The organism is Pseudoalteromonas sp. ECSMB14103, assembly GCF_000813065.1.
Taxonomy (GTDB): domain Bacteria; phylum Pseudomonadota; class Gammaproteobacteria; order Enterobacterales; family Alteromonadaceae; genus Pseudoalteromonas; species Pseudoalteromonas marina.
The window spans coordinates 670040-684993 of sequence record NZ_JWGY01000001.1; the positions used below are offsets into that span (position 1 = coordinate 670040).

The 14954-nt window shown below is 38.9% G+C and carries 15 protein-coding genes; 9 read left to right on the forward strand and 6 right to left on the reverse strand.

All coding sequences use genetic code 11. The features are described 5' to 3' along the window. Positions 1–2 precede the first annotated feature (2 nt). Genes RF53_RS03055 through RF53_RS03065 form a run of 3 tightly spaced genes read left to right on the forward strand, consistent with a single transcriptional unit; the run spans position 3 to position 1744 of the window. The gene (locus RF53_RS03055) at positions 3–803 is read left to right on the forward strand and encodes a chemotaxis protein CheW (protein ID WP_039036595.1); all 801 of its coding nucleotides are present in this window, start codon (positions 3–5) and stop codon (positions 801–803) included. A 24-nt stretch (positions 804–827) separates the two neighbouring features. Beyond that, entirely contained in the window at positions 828–1325 is a 498-nt protein-coding gene (locus RF53_RS03060; protein WP_006792763.1) for a chemotaxis protein CheW, read from the forward strand. A 17-nt stretch (positions 1326–1342) separates the two neighbouring features. Continuing rightward, positions 1343–1744 (forward strand): DUF2802 domain-containing protein, encoded by a 402-nt coding sequence (locus RF53_RS03065; RefSeq protein ID WP_006792764.1) that lies wholly within the window; start codon positions 1343–1345, stop codon positions 1742–1744. A 35-nt stretch (positions 1745–1779) separates the two neighbouring features. Here the strand turns inward: RF53_RS03065 and RF53_RS03070 are convergent, their stop codons facing one another. Continuing rightward, positions 1780–2433, reverse strand: coding sequence for an OmpW/AlkL family protein (locus RF53_RS03070; protein ID WP_039036596.1), 654 nt, complete (start codon positions 2431–2433; stop codon positions 1780–1782). A 262-nt stretch (positions 2434–2695) separates the two neighbouring features. Here RF53_RS03070 and dapE point away from each other — a divergent pair, with 262 nt between their 5' ends. Further along, positions 2696–3880, forward strand: a complete 1185-nt coding sequence (dapE, locus tag RF53_RS03075) for a succinyl-diaminopimelate desuccinylase (protein WP_039036597.1) — start codon at positions 2696–2698, stop codon at positions 3878–3880. 51 nt (positions 3881–3931) lie between these two features. Here the strand turns inward: dapE and RF53_RS03080 are convergent, their stop codons facing one another. Continuing rightward, a complete protein-coding gene (locus RF53_RS03080; RefSeq protein WP_039036598.1) occupies positions 3932–5638 on the reverse strand; it encodes a lysophospholipid acyltransferase family protein in 1707 nt (568 codons plus the stop codon). 155 nt (positions 5639–5793) lie between these two features. On the opposite strand from RF53_RS03080, the gene RF53_RS03085 reads away from it, so the two are divergent. Next, a complete protein-coding gene (locus RF53_RS03085; RefSeq protein ID WP_039036599.1) occupies positions 5794–6714 on the forward strand; it encodes a 2-hydroxyacid dehydrogenase in 921 nt (306 codons plus the stop codon). A 205-nt stretch (positions 6715–6919) separates the two neighbouring features. Here the strand turns inward: RF53_RS03085 and smrA are convergent, their stop codons facing one another. The 3 genes from smrA to RF53_RS03105 form a co-directional block, all read right to left on the reverse strand. After that, a complete protein-coding gene (smrA, locus tag RF53_RS03095; protein WP_039036601.1) occupies positions 6920–7498 on the reverse strand; it encodes a DNA endonuclease SmrA in 579 nt (192 codons plus the stop codon). Between the two features lie 128 nt (positions 7499–7626). Further along, entirely contained in the window at positions 7627–7872 is a 246-nt protein-coding gene (locus RF53_RS19550; protein WP_006792771.1) for a hypothetical protein, read from the reverse strand. Between the two features lie 107 nt (positions 7873–7979). After that, positions 7980–8423: a hypothetical protein gene (locus RF53_RS03105; RefSeq protein ID WP_039036602.1), complete on the reverse strand. Its 444-nt coding sequence runs from the start codon at positions 8421–8423 to the stop codon at positions 7980–7982. 113 nt (positions 8424–8536) lie between these two features. On the opposite strand from RF53_RS03105, the gene RF53_RS03110 reads away from it, so the two are divergent. Beyond that, positions 8537–8920, forward strand: coding sequence for a response regulator (locus RF53_RS03110; RefSeq protein ID WP_006792773.1), 384 nt, complete (start codon positions 8537–8539; stop codon positions 8918–8920). A 65-nt stretch (positions 8921–8985) separates the two neighbouring features. Here RF53_RS03110 and rpsT read toward each other — a convergent pair whose 3' ends face one another. After that, a complete protein-coding gene (rpsT, locus tag RF53_RS03115) occupies positions 8986–9246 on the reverse strand; it encodes a 30S ribosomal protein S20 (RefSeq protein ID WP_006792774.1) in 261 nt (86 codons plus the stop codon). 294 nt (positions 9247–9540) lie between these two features. Here rpsT and murJ point away from each other — a divergent pair, with 294 nt between their 5' ends. From murJ to ileS, 3 genes are all read left to right on the forward strand, one after another. Beyond that, on the forward strand, positions 9541–11079 hold the full coding sequence (gene murJ / locus RF53_RS03120) for a murein biosynthesis integral membrane protein MurJ (RefSeq protein ID WP_039036801.1): 1539 nt from the start codon (positions 9541–9543) through the stop codon (positions 11077–11079). Between the two features lie 83 nt (positions 11080–11162). Next, positions 11163–12113, forward strand: a complete 951-nt coding sequence (ribF, locus tag RF53_RS03125; protein WP_006792776.1) for a bifunctional riboflavin kinase/FAD synthetase — start codon at positions 11163–11165, stop codon at positions 12111–12113. 5 nt (positions 12114–12118) lie between these two features. Then, positions 12119–14947 carry an isoleucine--tRNA ligase gene (ileS, locus tag RF53_RS03130; protein WP_033025856.1) on the forward strand — a complete coding sequence of 943 codons (2829 nt, stop codon included), beginning with the start codon at positions 12119–12121 and terminating at the stop codon, positions 14945–14947. The last annotated feature ends 7 nt before the right edge of the window (positions 14948–14954 follow it).

Consider the following 14954-nt stretch of genomic DNA (forward strand, 5'->3'; position numbering starts at 1 on the left):
GAATGAGTAAGCAATTATTTGCTAATGAAAAAGTAATGACTCAGTACTTAGGTGCCTTACTTTGCGAAGAAGAGCTTGCCAGTGACTTAGAGCCCGTAGCAAAACTTTTAGAAAGTATACCGGGTGACTTGCCAAGCGAAGAAGCCACTCATGAAAGTCAGAAGCCAGTTACTAAAGTTAAAGTAGTGGCTGAGCAGGGATCATCATCGTTAGATGATACGCATGAAGTTAAAGAAGCAGAAGCTACAACACCGAAAGTTAACGTCATTGAAACGCCAAAAGAGACAACGAGTACAGACCTTAAAATAGCAAAACAGAAACAATTAAATCTTTCAAATAACAGTGAGTCAGATTACTTTGACGGCGAATTTCAGGCATTGTTCTTTGAAGTTGCAGGACTTACGCTAGCAGTCCCGCTTAAAGCTCTTGGCGGTATACATCAATTAGGTGAAGTGAATCACCTGTTTGGTAAACCAAAGTGGTTTAAAGGCGTTATGCTTAATCGTGATGAAAAGCTCAATGTTGTAGATACAGCACGCTGGGTTATGCCAGAGAAGTACGATGAAAAACTTGAGGCATCACTTGATTATCAGTATTTAATAACTTTAGGAGATAGCCAATGGGGATTATTAGCTGAGAAGCTTATAAATAACATTACATTGACAAAAGAAGATGTAAAATGGCGTACAGATCAAAGTAAGCGCCCATGGCTTGCCGGGGTTATTAAAGAAAAAATGTGTGCTTTAATAGATGTAGACAATTTAAATACGTTATTAGAAGAGGGCTTAGATAGCCGTCAGTAGTAATGACCATTATGGGGTAACAGCATGAACCAAGAGAAATTACTGTCAGAAAATAAAAATGCAGATAATAATGATGAAATATTACAGTGGGTTACTTTTAAACTAGAAGAGGAAACCTACGGTGTTAATGTAATGCAAGTTCAAGAAATACTGCGTTACACCGAGATTGCACCAGTCCCTGGTGCGCCTTCTTATGTAATAGGCATTATTAACTTACGTGGTAATGTAGTAACCGTTATTGATACACGTGCTCGATTCGGTTTGTCAGCAGCTGATGCAACTGATAACTCACGTATATTAATTATTGAAGCTGAAGAACAAGTTATAGGCATTTTAGCTGATAGCGTTTCTGAAGTTGTATACCTGCGTAGCTCTGAAATTGACAGTGCGCCAAATGTGGGTACTGAAGAAAGCGCTAAGTTTATCCAAGGTGTCTGTAATCGAGATAATGAGCTTCTTATTTTAGTTGATTTAAATAAGCTACTTAGTGATGACGAATGGGATGAGTTAAGCGATTTATAAGCTTTACCAGATAAACTATGCTGTTACTTAGTATTGCTGTAAGCGCGTTAGCGGTAGGTCTTATATCGTTAACGCTTATTATTGCATTTAAAAATAAACACACCAGCGATGTTGCTGATGTACATCAAAAACTTAAAGAATGTGCAGAACAAGTTCATATTTTAAGAAGCGAGGCCGCTGAATTAAGAACCGGTTTACTCAGTATCGGCAAGCGAGTTCTAGAGGTTGAGCAACAAAACCAAGATTTACTGCAGCAGCAATCGGCTCAAAAATACGATGATCCTGATGCTAAGATTTATTCCCGTGCTGTGAAAATGGTTGAGTTAGGTGCAGATTTAGACGAAGTTATTCGCGAGTGTGAGTTACCAAGGGCTGAGGCCGAGTTATTGTTTTCGTTGCACAAAAAAAAAGGCGCTTAGCGCCTTTTTTACACACATAACATCGTACTTAGACTTTAAAAACTATACTTCACACCAAACATTGCCACTACAGGGTCAAGCTCAACTGTTGATGTTAATGCTTTTGCATTGTTAGCGTACACAGTTGCATCTGTATCAATATCCATTATAGAAACCATTGCGTGGAGTCCCCAGTGATCATCCATTTTATAATTAGCCCCTACTTGTACTAAAAACCCTAAAGAGTCATCAAGCTCAACTTTAACATCGTCTGTACCAAGGGTTGTTTTAAGAGCTTGCGAAGGCTGTTCATCAAAAAAGGTTGTATAATTAACACCAACACCTATGAATGGTCTAAGCTGATAGCTTGTATCTAAAAAGTGATACTGTGCCACTAACGAGGGGGGCAAGTGTTTAATGTTAGCAATTTTATTACCAGCCAGGCCGCCTGTTCCATTTACATCATGAGAGAATGGCGTAGCAGCAATCAATTCTAATACCCAATTGTCATTAAATGCATAGTCTACCGTAATACCTAGCTGAGTATTCGAATCACCTTTTAGACCTAATGAAGGGGCTTCGTTAATTGCAGAGCCACTGTTATCTGGGTTAACGTTAATAGCGCCCAGATTTACGCTGAAGTTAGCGTGTGCAGCTGGAGAGAGTGCTAATAAAGAGGTTAATAGTGCAATGCTAATTTTGGTTTTCATGTTGTTCTCCAAGAACTACTTTTTGATTGACGCCATTATTACGCTTAACAAATATGGAAAACCTGTTCTAGATCAAAGTTTCAAAAATGATTGAACGTTGAAAAGTATTTTATTGATTTAGATTAATTTTGACGCTGTTTCGTAACAGCAATGATTGACAATCTATATAAGTAATAATCATCAGAATGTATAAAAGCTGACATCTCTTAGTCATACTCTCACTATTTAATAATGCCTTACTTAGTAATAAAGGTGTTAAAAAATGTCTTTAGTTGTTTCACAACAAGCAGTCACTTCTCAAAGGTTAAACGCCGAATTAATAAAGAAACTACAAACGCTTATCAAATTTAAATCAGTGACGCCGAATCAAGCCGGCGCAATAGATTGGCTGGTTGAGCAGTTATGTGAGCTAGGTTTTTGCTGTGAAAAGTTTACGAGTAGTGGTGTCACTAACTTAATTGCGCATATTAAATTCAATGAGGGACCGTGTGTCGCTTTTTCAGGGCACATTGATGTGGTTCCCGCAGATAATGGTGACTGGCTAACCCCTCCGTTTGATGGAAGAATAATTGATGGGGTAATTTACGGAAGAGGTGCCGCTGATATGAAAGGGGGTGTCGCAGCTATGCTAACTGCCACAAAAAAATTAATAAATAACACATCATCAAAAGTGGGGACTTTTTATTGGCTCATTACCTCTGATGAAGAAGGCGAGGCTGAGTTTGGCTCTGCGCAAATAGCCAATAAGCTTTCTTCAAATGGGGTTGTTTTAGACGGATGTATTGTAGGCGAGCCAACGAGTTCGACACATGTTGGCGATACAATTAAAAACGGTCGACGCGGTGCACTTTCAGCACGTATTCTGGTAAAGGGCAGGGCAGGTCATGTAGCTTATCCTCAAAATACCATTAACGCCGCACATATTAGTGCCAAAATAGTCAATAAACTGAGTGAACAAGCGTGGTACTTAGATGACGCAGGCTCAAAAACAACACTGCAAGTAACAGGCATAAATATTGACAATGTGGTCGATAATTTGGTCCCTAGTCAATGCGAAATAACATTTAATATTCGCTATAGCCATAGGTACAGCAGTGAAAAAATTAAATCAATATTGAGCAATTCGTTGGATGCATTTTCACGTTACACAACGATTAATTGGGAGCGTCCATGTGAACCATACTATACCCAACCTAAGAGTAAGTGGAGTTTAATTACTTGTGTTGAACAGGCCATACATAGTCAAACTGGAAACTACCCAGTTCTAAGTACCAGTGGTGGCACATCTGACGGTCGTTTTTTTGCTAACAGCCATACTCAAGTAATTGAATGTGGGCTAAGAAACCATACAATTCATCAGGTTAATGAGCACGTCTCTATTGATGACTTAATAAAAGTTGAAGCAATTTATTATGACTTACTTTCACGTATTTATATAGAACGGTAATGTTAGTTTTCAAATAAAACCCAGATAGTGGCGAGGGTAACCTCGCTTCAATTAGCTTAAGTATCGCTTTGCTTTGTTATCTTTAACATTTTGCAAGTCCACCAATACTAAACCATCAATGCAATTGTTAAAGTCGGGATCTACGCTAAAACTTAAAAATTTTACTCCACCAGGCTTACATAGCTCTGTATATTGTTTAAATAAAGTGGGAACTTGCGCACCCATATTAGCAAGCACATGCTTTAGTTCTACAAAGTCTTCTTTAACGTCGTTTTTGCAAAAAATCATGTCACACTGCGCAAGTTCATGTTCGCTTAGTTTGAATTCATTGTTTGGAGTCGCAAGTACTTCATCGGTTTTATAATAATGCTGATAGTAATACACTAGCATGGCCTTTGCCGGGTCAGGTAACGTATTAGACACGCTAACAGCGCCAAATAAATAACGATATTGTGGGTAGTTTTTAACATAAGCGCCAATGCCGTACCATAGGTAATCTAGGCTTTTACGCCCCCAATATTTTGGTTGAACAAAGCTACGACCAAGTTCAATTCCTTGCTCTAGGTAGGGGCCCATTTCAGTGCTATAAGTAAATAAACTGTCGGTATACAGCCCTTTACGGCCATGTTTATCAATTATTTCTTTAGCGCAAGCTAGCCTATACGCGCCTACCAGCTCTAATTGTGTTGGGTCCCAAAGAACTAAGTGTTGATAGTCCATATCGTACTTATCAATATCACGGCGTTTTCCACTGCCTTCACCTACAGCTCTAAAAGCTATTTCTCTCAACCTACCTAGCTCTCTAAAAATAGGTGAGCTACCCGTATATTGATATAAATGAATATGCATACCATCTTGTGTTTCCCCCAGAAGCTGACACGCATCTATTGCTTTTTTAAGCTCTTTCCTACACTCAGGAACAGCAATAGGAGTTTGTGTTTTAAGTGGTAAGGTTTTTTTAGTTGTTAGGCGATACAGTTGCTTTCGTATTAAATTAACAATCTCTTTATCTTTTAAATTTTCTATGAGGTATGACGCTGGAGGAATAGACGCACCAATTTCAAACTCTAACGATTTCTGGCGTTGTTTAAACATTTCTTTTACTAGTAACAAGCTTGCTAAGGGTTTGTAAATTATTGAAGTCCCATAAAATAATGGGCTGTTTTTAGCTTTTATATAAATAGGTAATATAGGGCAATTGGCTTTTTTTGCCATGCGCAAAAAACCGCTGTTCCATTTACAATCTTTGATACCTGTAGGGCTCAGCCGTGATACTTCACCAGCGGGAAATATCAATAATACCCCCTCATTTTTTAAATGCTGGTGAATATTATAAAGCTCTTGTTTTTTACTTGTGCCAGATAAGTTATTTACAGGTAAAAGTAAGTCGTGCATTGGAGTCACCGACATGAGCATACGGTTAGCAACAACCTTTAAATCTTTTCTTACGCTTGAGATCACTTTAATTAATGCAAGCGCATCTAAAGAGCCTATAGGGTGGTTTGCAACAATAATTAATTTACCTTCGCTAGGAATATGCTCTATTTGCTTTGGCTTGTAACGTGTATCAAAGTTAAGCTCATCGAGAACTTGTTCAACAAATTCTAGCCCTTGTAAATGAGGGTAGGTGTCGGCAAAGGCCACAAACTCTTGTTCATGTAGTAAATAGCCTAATCCCTTTTTTACTAGGCTTTTTACTTTTGGTGAGCTTTCTAATTGTGGTAAGTTTGCTGCAATTACTTTATCAACACTGATCATACAAGCCTCTTTTTAATTTAGCACGACTGCCATATCTGTAGAGTAAAAAAAGGGTGTGACAGTTATTTTGCAGTTGTGTGACCTTTTAAAGTGTAAAGGGTGCCAAGTGTTGATTAGTCAGTATGGATTTTATAAAAACTTATTTGGAAGTAACTATGTCGGTATTAGTAGCAATTACAGGTCGAGATAACACAAAGTTAATAGCGCAATTACAAGCCCGATTACCCTCTACAAAAATACAGCAGTGGCCAGATTGCAATAACCTAGAAACTATTGATTTTGTATTAGCATGGAAAGCACCGCATGATATGTGGGCAAAGTTGCCAAACCTTAAAGCGGTATCGTCATTTGGTGCGGGTGTAGACAGTATTGATTTAAATTTGCTTGGTGATGACGTAGATGTGGTGCGTATAGTTGATGAAAAATTGGCACAAGATATGGCCGAATATGTGCTTACGCATGTTTTAGCGCAAAAATTGCGATTAAAAGAATACTTTATTAAGCAAACGCAGCACCAATGGAAGCCCAAAAGGGCTTATCAACAAAACAATGTAGGTATTTTGGGATTTGGGGAGCTAGGCAAAGCATGTGCGAATCGACTTATTGCCAATAACTTTACTGTAAATGCTTGGGCTCATACACATAAAACCAGTAATACAGTTAATTTATTTTATGGCGAACAAGGGCTTCAAAATATGCTTAGCAACATTGATTATCTAGTCTGTTTGTTGCCATTAACCAAAAAAACGAAAGGTATTATCAATAAAAGTACAATTAGTATGCTGCCTAATCATGCTGTTATTATTAATGTTGCACGAGGAGAGCATGTTATAGAAGCGGATTTACTTAAAGCCTTAGAAGAGAATTCGCTTCGGGCTGCAGTCATTGACGTGTTTGAACACGAACCCCTTAGTAAAGAACACCCTTATTGGCAGCATGATAAAATAACCCTTACACCGCATTGTGCAGCATTATCAGATATAAACAGTGTTGCAGCACAAATAGCAGAAAACGTTGAACGCTTGCAGCAAGGTATTACTTTAAATAATCGAATAGATAGAACGAAAGGATATTGATAAATATTTAAAGAAACAGCTTGTTAACATATGTAATTTTTATTAATGTTGTATATGTTCTCAACAATAAAAATATAAAGAGGGTGAAATGAAAACAAATCAGGGTGGTGCTAGATTAAGCTTAATTGTAATTTCTATAATAATATTAGGCGTATCTGCTTGGTTTAATCAGCCAACTATTTTATAGAATGGCACCACAGCGAGTTTAGCGCTTGCTGTGGATTTCTCTATTTTCGTGTTTTTTATCGGCACTTTTTTTGAGTAAAACATAAGTCGCACCACTCCCTCCATGATGCCTCTGTGCAGTATGATATGCCAAAACCGCCGGTAATTCAGTTAGCCATTTATTTACAAAACTTTTTAGTATTCCTGGTTTAGTTTTATTTTTAATTCCTACACCATGCCTAATAAGCACCACGCGTACATTTTGCTGCTGACAGTCATTAATAAAATTAAAGAGCGTATTGCGTGCATTTTTAAGTAGCTGGCCATGAAGGTCTAAGGTCGCATCAACTTGATACTTTGCTAAACGTAAGTTTTTAAATACAGGGCCTTGTACTCCGTCTTTTTTAAAGCTTAATATAGCAAATGGTTCAACAAGCTCTACAGACTCTGTGCTTAAGTAGTTTTCATCTGTTGATAGAGTATTTTCGGCCGCTTGTCGCTTTTGTTGTTGCGCAAGTGAAGAATGAGGGCTGCTTGATAACGGTTTAATAGTATCACTGCTAATAGGGGTCACATCTTCCATAGAAGATAAAAACAAATCAAAATCAGATAAGGACATACCGAAATCTCAAAATAATGTAGTACGAGGTCAATATTATCTTAGTTCACCTAATTACCCAACCATTTTGATTTATACAATAAAAAAGCCCAGCAATGCTGGGCTATAAAATATTCTAGGGGAAATTGTTAGCTCTGAGTTACATTAAGTTGCCCAAATGTATAAACCTTAAACAGATAAAATGTATTGATCAATACTAAACTCATATTTGAAATAACACTCGACGACATAAGATCTAAGCTAAATGATAAAAATAACAGGCCACATGCACTTATGGCGGCTACGCGCAGTAATGTTATGTGGTTAATAAAGAATGCACCTAAACCTAGTGCAAGTAGTATCGTGTTTAAAAGCCAATCTAGCTCATTTAGCATGGTCGTTTCAATAGTTCAGTTGTTGAAAAAAGGAGCGCCATTATGGTGATCTTTTGCGCACCTTTCAACCAAGTAATTTTACATTTTTCAGATTAGTTTTATTAATGCTAAAAGTAACTTTTAATCGCTGAAATGAGACCGTCGTCAGCAATAACTTGATACTTTTGGCAGCTCTGAGGATTCTGTAAATCACTGCATAAATAAAGAGATTTACGCTTATCGTCAAACTTAGGATGTAAATGCGAGTCAACAAGCGTTGCACCGTATCCAAATACACCAGGCCAATAAATACTTTTGCTAACCATCCCTAATTTTTTATAGGTGAGTAAAGTTGGTTTTGGAAAAGCTATAATGATAACTGCAATAATAGCGAGCGTTATTAACAGCCCTTTTTTAGGTTTAGGGTTTTGGCTATTTAACTCTGTATCAATAGTGTGTTGTTTAGTTTGTGCCTGCCTTTGAGAAGCTGCCCGAGTTTTATTTTTTTGTGTTGTATTTTTTTTTGCCGGTGTTTTACCTAGCAAGGATTGTTTTTTTGGTGTTTTTGACATAAAGCAGATCTGGCCTTTTTTACATAGGTCTTTATAATTCAAATAGTAAATTTATATACTAAGCTAATTATTATAATAACGTAAAGTTAGCTTATAGCCTATGAGGAATGAAGATGGACACGCAGCTATCAATTTTAATAGTGGATGACGTTAGCACGGTGCGTAGTTTTTTGAGCCAAACGCTCATGCATCTAGGGATAGACAATGTAAAGGAAGCATCTACTGCCTCACAGTGTATTAGTGAATGCCAAGCAGCAAAATACAGTATGATTTTTTTGGATATTGAGTTACCGGATGGAGACGGAAAAGAATTAATTGCACAAATCAACGAGATGAGTCCAGAAACGAATGTAATTATGGTGTCTGCGCATTCAGCTGTTGAAAATGTAAAAGATGCCATAGATAAAGGCGCTAAAGGGTTTATCGTAAAACCGTTTACACCTAAAAAAATAGCAGCCATGCTTAAAAAGTTTTATCCAGATTTAGAAATTATGTAGTCCAAAAACTTTTAAGTAAAAAAAAACCGGCAAAAGCCGGTTTTTTATATTCTAACAAAAACAAATTATAGCGCTTTGATCTTAGCTGCTAAACGGCTCTTATGACGAGCTGCTTTGTTTTTGTGGATTAGACCCTTAGTTGCGTAACGGTCTAGGATAGGTGTAGCAACAGAAAAAGCTTGCTGTGCAGCTTCTTTATCGCCAGCTTCAATAGCAACAACTACTTTTTTGAAGTAAGTGCGCATCATTGAGCGACGGCTTGCGTTGTGCTGACGGTTCTTTTCGCTAGTGATAGCGCGTTTTTTTGCAGACTTGATGTTAGCCAAGGTTTGCTCCTAACAATCTTAAAATAAAGCTTAAATTAAAGGCCGTGGAATATGCCTGTTTCTATCATGAATGTCAATTAAATTTAACTATTCAAGAAAAACTGCTCCTTATAACGAACATTAATTTGCCGCTTTAGCAGTTAATGACGCTATTGTAACAAAGCACAGACCCCCAGCCTAGTGCTTTAAAGCGATTTATAAAAAAGACTGTGGCATAATCGCGTATCTTAGGGATTTTTAAGTAGGTTTAAGGTGTCAAAAGGTTTATTTCGCTCCGGTATGATTGTTAGTTGTATGACTATGATCTCGCGTATTTTAGGGCTCGTAAGAGATGCAGTTGTTGCCAATTTACTTGGCGCAAGTGCTGCGGCTGATGTATTTTTATTTGCTAACCGAATTCCTAACTTTTTACGTCGCTTATTTGCAGAAGGCGCTTTTGCACAGGCATTCGTACCCGTTTTAAGTGAAATAAAAGAGCAACAAGGTGATGATAAAGTTAGGCTCTTTGTTGCCCAAGCTGCAGGTACGCTGGGCACTATTTTATTGTTAGTGACTATTTTTGGTGTAGTGGCTTCGCCGGTTATCGCCGCTTTATTTGGTACCGGCTGGTTTATTGATTGGTGGCAAGGCGGCCCCAATGCAGAAAAGTTTGAGCTGGCCAGTTCGTTATTAAAATTTACCTTTCCGTATTTGTTGTTTGTAAGTTTAGTCGCGCTGAGCGGTGCGGTAATGAATGTTTACAACCGTTTTGCCGTTGCGGCATTTACCCCTGTGTTACTCAATATATCAATAATCACCTGTGCAATTTTTTTACATGATAAGTTCAGTGTTGGTGCATATGCCCTCGCTATAGGTGTATTTGTCGGTGGCATTGTTCAGTTGTTATTTCAATTACCTTTTTTATTCCGCGCTAAAATGTTGGCTCGCCCGCGTTGGGCTTGGCATGACGAAAACGTCAAAAAAGTGCGTAAGCTTATGCTGCCTGCATTGTTTGGCGTATCGATAAGCCAAATTAATTTATTACTAGATACTATGATTGCCTCGTTACTGATGACAGGTTCTATAGCATGGCTTTATTACTCAGACAGGCTAATAGAGTTTCCGCTTGGTTTATTTGGGATTGGTATAGCCACTGTCATTTTACCCGCACTCTCTAAATTGCACAGCAGTAAAAAATTGAGCGATTTTCAGCATACGTTAGATTGGGGAGTTCGCTTTGTAATATTTTTAGGTATACCAGCAATGGTTGGCTTAATGATAATAAGCCCACTTATAATTACGGTCCTATTCGATCATGGTGCCTTTAAAGAGGACAGTGTTGATCATGTAAAAGCGGTAAGTTTAGGTGTTGTAGCTTACTCTGTTGGGTTAGTTAGTTTTATGTTGATTAAAGTGCTCGCGCCTGGGTTTTATTCACGTCAAGATACTAAAACGCCCGTACGCATTGGTATTATAACCCTTGTGCTAAATATGGTATTTAATATTATGTTAGCCCCTTTTATAGGTTACTTAGGGTTAGCACTCGCTACATCAATGTCAGCCAGTTGTAATGCATTTTTACTTTATAGGCAGCTAAAAAAAGAAAATGTTTATCAGTTTTCTTCTATGAGTTTGCGTTTCACTATAAAGTGCATCGTTGCAAGTTTAGTCATGGGCTGTGTTACATGGTATGTAAGTAGTTACTATTTCTGGGCCTCGTGGGCTTTCGCACAACAAGTTATATTATTAATTGCCCTTGTTGTATTAGCAGGAGTTAGCTATTTTTCAATGCTCTTTTTAATGGGTGTAAGACTAAATACGATAAAAAGTGTAGCAATTACTGAATCAAACTAAAAAAAAGATTATAATCGGCAGCCTTGTGGCTTTTCCTTGATATAAGTCGTGATAATACTTGCTGAAAAAAGGCTTTAGGTGGCATGGAGTTAATTAGAGGTATACACAATATTCGCCCACACCATTTTGGGTGTGTGTTAACTATTGGTAATTTTGACGGCGTTCACTTAGGTCATGCGCAAGTATTAAAAGGCTTGTTAGCTGACGCAAAAGCACACAATTTACCCAGTACGGTGTTGTTGTTTGAGCCTCAACCTCAAGAGTTTTTTGCAAAAAATAATGCCCCAGCAAGGTTAACTCGCTTACGCGACAAGTTACGTTTATTAAGTGATTTAGGCATTGAACGTGTAATTTGTATTAGCTTTAACCAGCGGTTTGCAAATATGCATGCAGAACAGTTTGTAAACGAGATACTAATAAAAAAACTCGGTGTTAAAGCGTTAACGGTGGGTGACGACTTTAGATTTGGCCAACAACGTAAAGGTAATTTTAATTTACTTGTAAATATGGGCAAACAAGCAGGCATGGATGTACAAAGCACTGCGAGTTTTCATCAGTTAAATGCTAGAGTAAGTAGCACGTTAATACGTGAGGCATTGGCATGTGGCAACTTAGCCGATGCAAAAGTGATGCTTGGTCATAATTATGCGATTTCTGGGCGTGTTATACACGGTTGGAAACGAGGCCGTGAACTTGGCTTTAGAACTGCAAATATAGCGCTAAAGCGCCAAGTTTGCCCCGTGAATGGGGTATTTGCTGTGCAAGCGACTATTGCAGGGAAACAGGTTTTTGGGGTTGCTAATATAGGCAATAAACCCACATTTAATGGGACACGTGCACTTCTGGAAGTTCATCTTTTTGACTTTGCACAAGACATTTACGGACAATTTATGCACGTTGAGTTGATACAAAAACTCCGCGATGAAAAAAAATTCGAGACATTAACACAATTAACGGCGCAAATAGCAACAGACGTTGCCGCCGCTAAACAGTGTTTTGGTTTAAATCAGGTAGCCGATAGAGACGGAATGTAGGATAAATGAGCGACTATAAACATACTTTGAACTTACCGGAAACACCGTTTCCAATGCGTGGCAATTTGGCACAACGTGAACCAAAAATGCTAAAAGCATGGTATGAAGACGACCTATACGGTCAAATCCGCAGCGCTAAAAAGGGCAAAAAAACCTTTATTTTGCATGACGGTCCTCCATATGCGAATGGCGACATTCACTTAGGTCACTCAGTAAATAAAATTTTAAAAGACATTATTGTAAAGTCTAAAACCTTATCAGATTTCGACTCACCATATATTCCAGGTTGGGACTGTCACGGTTTACCAATCGAGCTAATGGTTGAGAAAAAAGTAGGTAAGCCTGGCGTTAAAGTAACTGCGAGCGAGTTTCGCGAAAAATGCCGCGCTTATGCTAAAAAGCAAGTTGAAGGTCAAAAAGTAGACTTTAAACGTTTAGGTGTGTTTGCCGATTGGGACAAGCCATACCTAACAATGAATTTTGATTTTGAAGCGAATGCAATTCGTGTACTTGGTCGTATTATTAAAAATGGTCACCTACACAAAGGTGCAAAGCCTGTGCACTGGTGTACTGATTGTGGCTCTGCATTAGCTGAGGCTGAAGTTGAGTATCAAGATAAACAGTCGCCAGCCATTGATGTGCGTTTTATTTTTGCTGACCAGGACGCCGTAGTTAATGCATTTGATATGGCACAAGGCCATAAAGGTAAAGGTAGTGTAGGTACTGTAATATGGACTACAACACCATGGACGCTTCCAGCAAACCGTGCAGTAGCCGTGCATGCTGAGTTAGAATATGCATTAGTACAAGTTGAAGATGAAGGCGCTGAGCAGCGTTTAATTTTAGGTTCAGAGCTTGTAAAAGATGCTATGGATCGTTTTGGTTTTAATCATTACCATGTTTTAGGTTACGTAAAAGGTGCTGCACTTGAAAACTTGCAAGTAGCGCATCCTTTTTATGACTTTAATGTACCGGTAATTGTTGCAGAGCATGTAACTACGGACTCAGGTACTGGCGTGGTGCATACAGCACCGGGTCATGGTCAAGAAGATTTCGTGGCAGGCTTAAACTATAACCTAGAAGTTGCTAACCCAGTTGGCGCTAACGGTGTGTACTTGCCTGATACAGAATTATTTGCAGGCCAGCACGTATTTAAAGCAAACGCGAGCGTAATTGAAGTATTAAAAGAGCGTGGCGCTTTAGTGCATCACCATGCGCTTACTCATAGTTACCCACATTGCTGGCGTCATAAAACCCCTATTATTTTCCGTGCTACGCCACAATGGTTTGTTAGCATGGATCAGGCTAACTTACGTAAAGATTCACTTGCTGAAATTAAAAATACGCAGTGGTTACCAGAGTGGGGTGAAAGCCGTATTGCAAACATGGTCGAAGGTCGCCCAGATTGGTGTATTTCTCGCCAACGTACTTGGGGTGTACCCATTGCTTTATTTGTTGACAAAGACACCGGTGCATTACACCCAAATACCCAAGCGCTTATTGAGCAAGCTGCCGCATTAGTAGAAAAATCAGGTATACAGGCATGGTATGACTTAGAGCCAGAAACACTATTAGGCGAAGAAGACGCTAAACAATACATGAAAGTGCAAGATACACTCGATGTATGGTTTGACTCAGGCGTGTCGCATGCGTGTGTTGTTGATGCTCGTGAAGAATTAGTAGGTCCAGCAGATTTATATCTGGAAGGGTCGGATCAACACCGTGGTTGGTTTATGTCGTCGATGATGACATCGGTTGCGATTAATGGTCATGCCCCTTATAAACAAGTGCTTACGCATGGCTTTACCGTTGATGAAAACGGCAGAAAAATGTCTAAGTCATTGGGTAACGTTATTTCTCCGCAAAACGTTATGAATAAGTTGGGTGCTGACATTTTACGTTTATGGGTCGCGTCTACCGACTACACGGCTGAAATGACTGTATCGGATGAAATATTTAAACGCTCTGCAGATCGCTACCGCCGTATTCGTAATACGAGCCGTTACTTATTAGCTAACTTAAATGGTTTTGATCCTAAAACAGATCAGGTTGCTGTTGACGATATGGTTGAGCTTGATAAGTGGATTGTTGGCCGTGCTGCACAGCTTCAGGACGAAATTTTAGCCGCTTACGATAGCTACCAAATGCTATTAGTTACGCAAAAGCTAATGAACTTCTGTACGGGTGAGCTTGGTTCGTTCTACTTAGATGTAATTAAAGACCGTCAGTACACAGCTAAGAGCGACAGCCATGCACGACGTTCTTGTCAAACTGCGCTTTACCACATTGCTGAAGCAATGACGCGTTGGATGGCACCAATTATGAGCTTTACAGCACAAGAAATTTGGGAAGCTTTACCTGGAGAACGTAGCGATTACGTATTTACATCAGTATGGTATGAAGGTTTACAAGCACCAACAAATACCCAGTTTAGTAATGATGACTGGCAAGCAATTTTAAACGTACGTGACGAAGTGAACCGTTTATTAGAAGCGGCACGTAAAGAAGAAGTTATTGGTGCGGCTCTTCAAGCTACAGTTAATTTATTTGCGGGCGAAGAGCTGGCAAACAAATTAACAGCATTGGGTGATGAGTTGCGTTTTGTACTGCTAACGTCAGCTGTTAATGTAGCGCATGTTGATAGCCAGCCTGCAGATACGCAAGAAACAGAAATTGAAGGTTTGTACATTAGTGTTGCAGCAACAGATGCCGCCAAATGTGAACGTTGTTGGCATTACAGCGACGATGTAGGCATTGAGCCTGCTCACCCAGAAATTTGCGGTCGTTGTGTTAGTAATGTTGATGGCGAAGGCGAAAAGCGTCAATTCGCTTAGGGGATGT

Bases quoted from the DNA above. Each gene is read 5' to 3' on its own strand.
- ribF (WP_006792776.1), top strand. From the start codon at position 11,163: ATGGAGTTAATTAGAGGTATACACAATATTCGCCCACACCATTTTGGG.
- murJ (WP_039036801.1), top strand. From the start codon at position 9,541: ATGACTATGATCTCGCGTATTTTAGGGCTCGTAAGAGATGCAGTTGTT.
- RF53_RS03065 (WP_006792764.1), top strand. From the start codon at position 1,343: ATGCTGTTACTTAGTATTGCTGTAAGCGCGTTAGCGGTAGGTCTTATA.
- smrA (WP_039036601.1), bottom strand. From the start codon at position 7,498: ATGTCCTTATCTGATTTTGATTTGTTTTTATCTTCTATGGAAGATGTG.
- ileS (WP_033025856.1), top strand. From the start codon at position 12,119: ATGAGCGACTATAAACATACTTTGAACTTACCGGAAACACCGTTTCCA.
- RF53_RS03110 (WP_006792773.1), top strand. From the start codon at position 8,537: ATGGACACGCAGCTATCAATTTTAATAGTGGATGACGTTAGCACGGTG.
- RF53_RS03055 (WP_039036595.1), top strand. From the start codon at position 3: ATGAGTAAGCAATTATTTGCTAATGAAAAAGTAATGACTCAGTACTTA.
- RF53_RS03060 (WP_006792763.1), top strand. From the start codon at position 828: ATGAACCAAGAGAAATTACTGTCAGAAAATAAAAATGCAGATAATAAT.
- RF53_RS03105 (WP_039036602.1), bottom strand. From the start codon at position 8,423: ATGTCAAAAACACCAAAAAAACAATCCTTGCTAGGTAAAACACCGGCA.
- RF53_RS03085 (WP_039036599.1), top strand. From the start codon at position 5,794: ATGTCGGTATTAGTAGCAATTACAGGTCGAGATAACACAAAGTTAATA.
- RF53_RS19550 (WP_006792771.1), bottom strand. From the start codon at position 7,872: ATGCTAAATGAGCTAGATTGGCTTTTAAACACGATACTACTTGCACTA.
- dapE (WP_039036597.1), top strand. From the start codon at position 2,696: ATGTCTTTAGTTGTTTCACAACAAGCAGTCACTTCTCAAAGGTTAAAC.
- RF53_RS03070 (WP_039036596.1), bottom strand. From the start codon at position 2,433: ATGAAAACCAAAATTAGCATTGCACTATTAACCTCTTTATTAGCACTC.
- RF53_RS03080 (WP_039036598.1), bottom strand. From the start codon at position 5,638: ATGATCAGTGTTGATAAAGTAATTGCAGCAAACTTACCACAATTAGAA.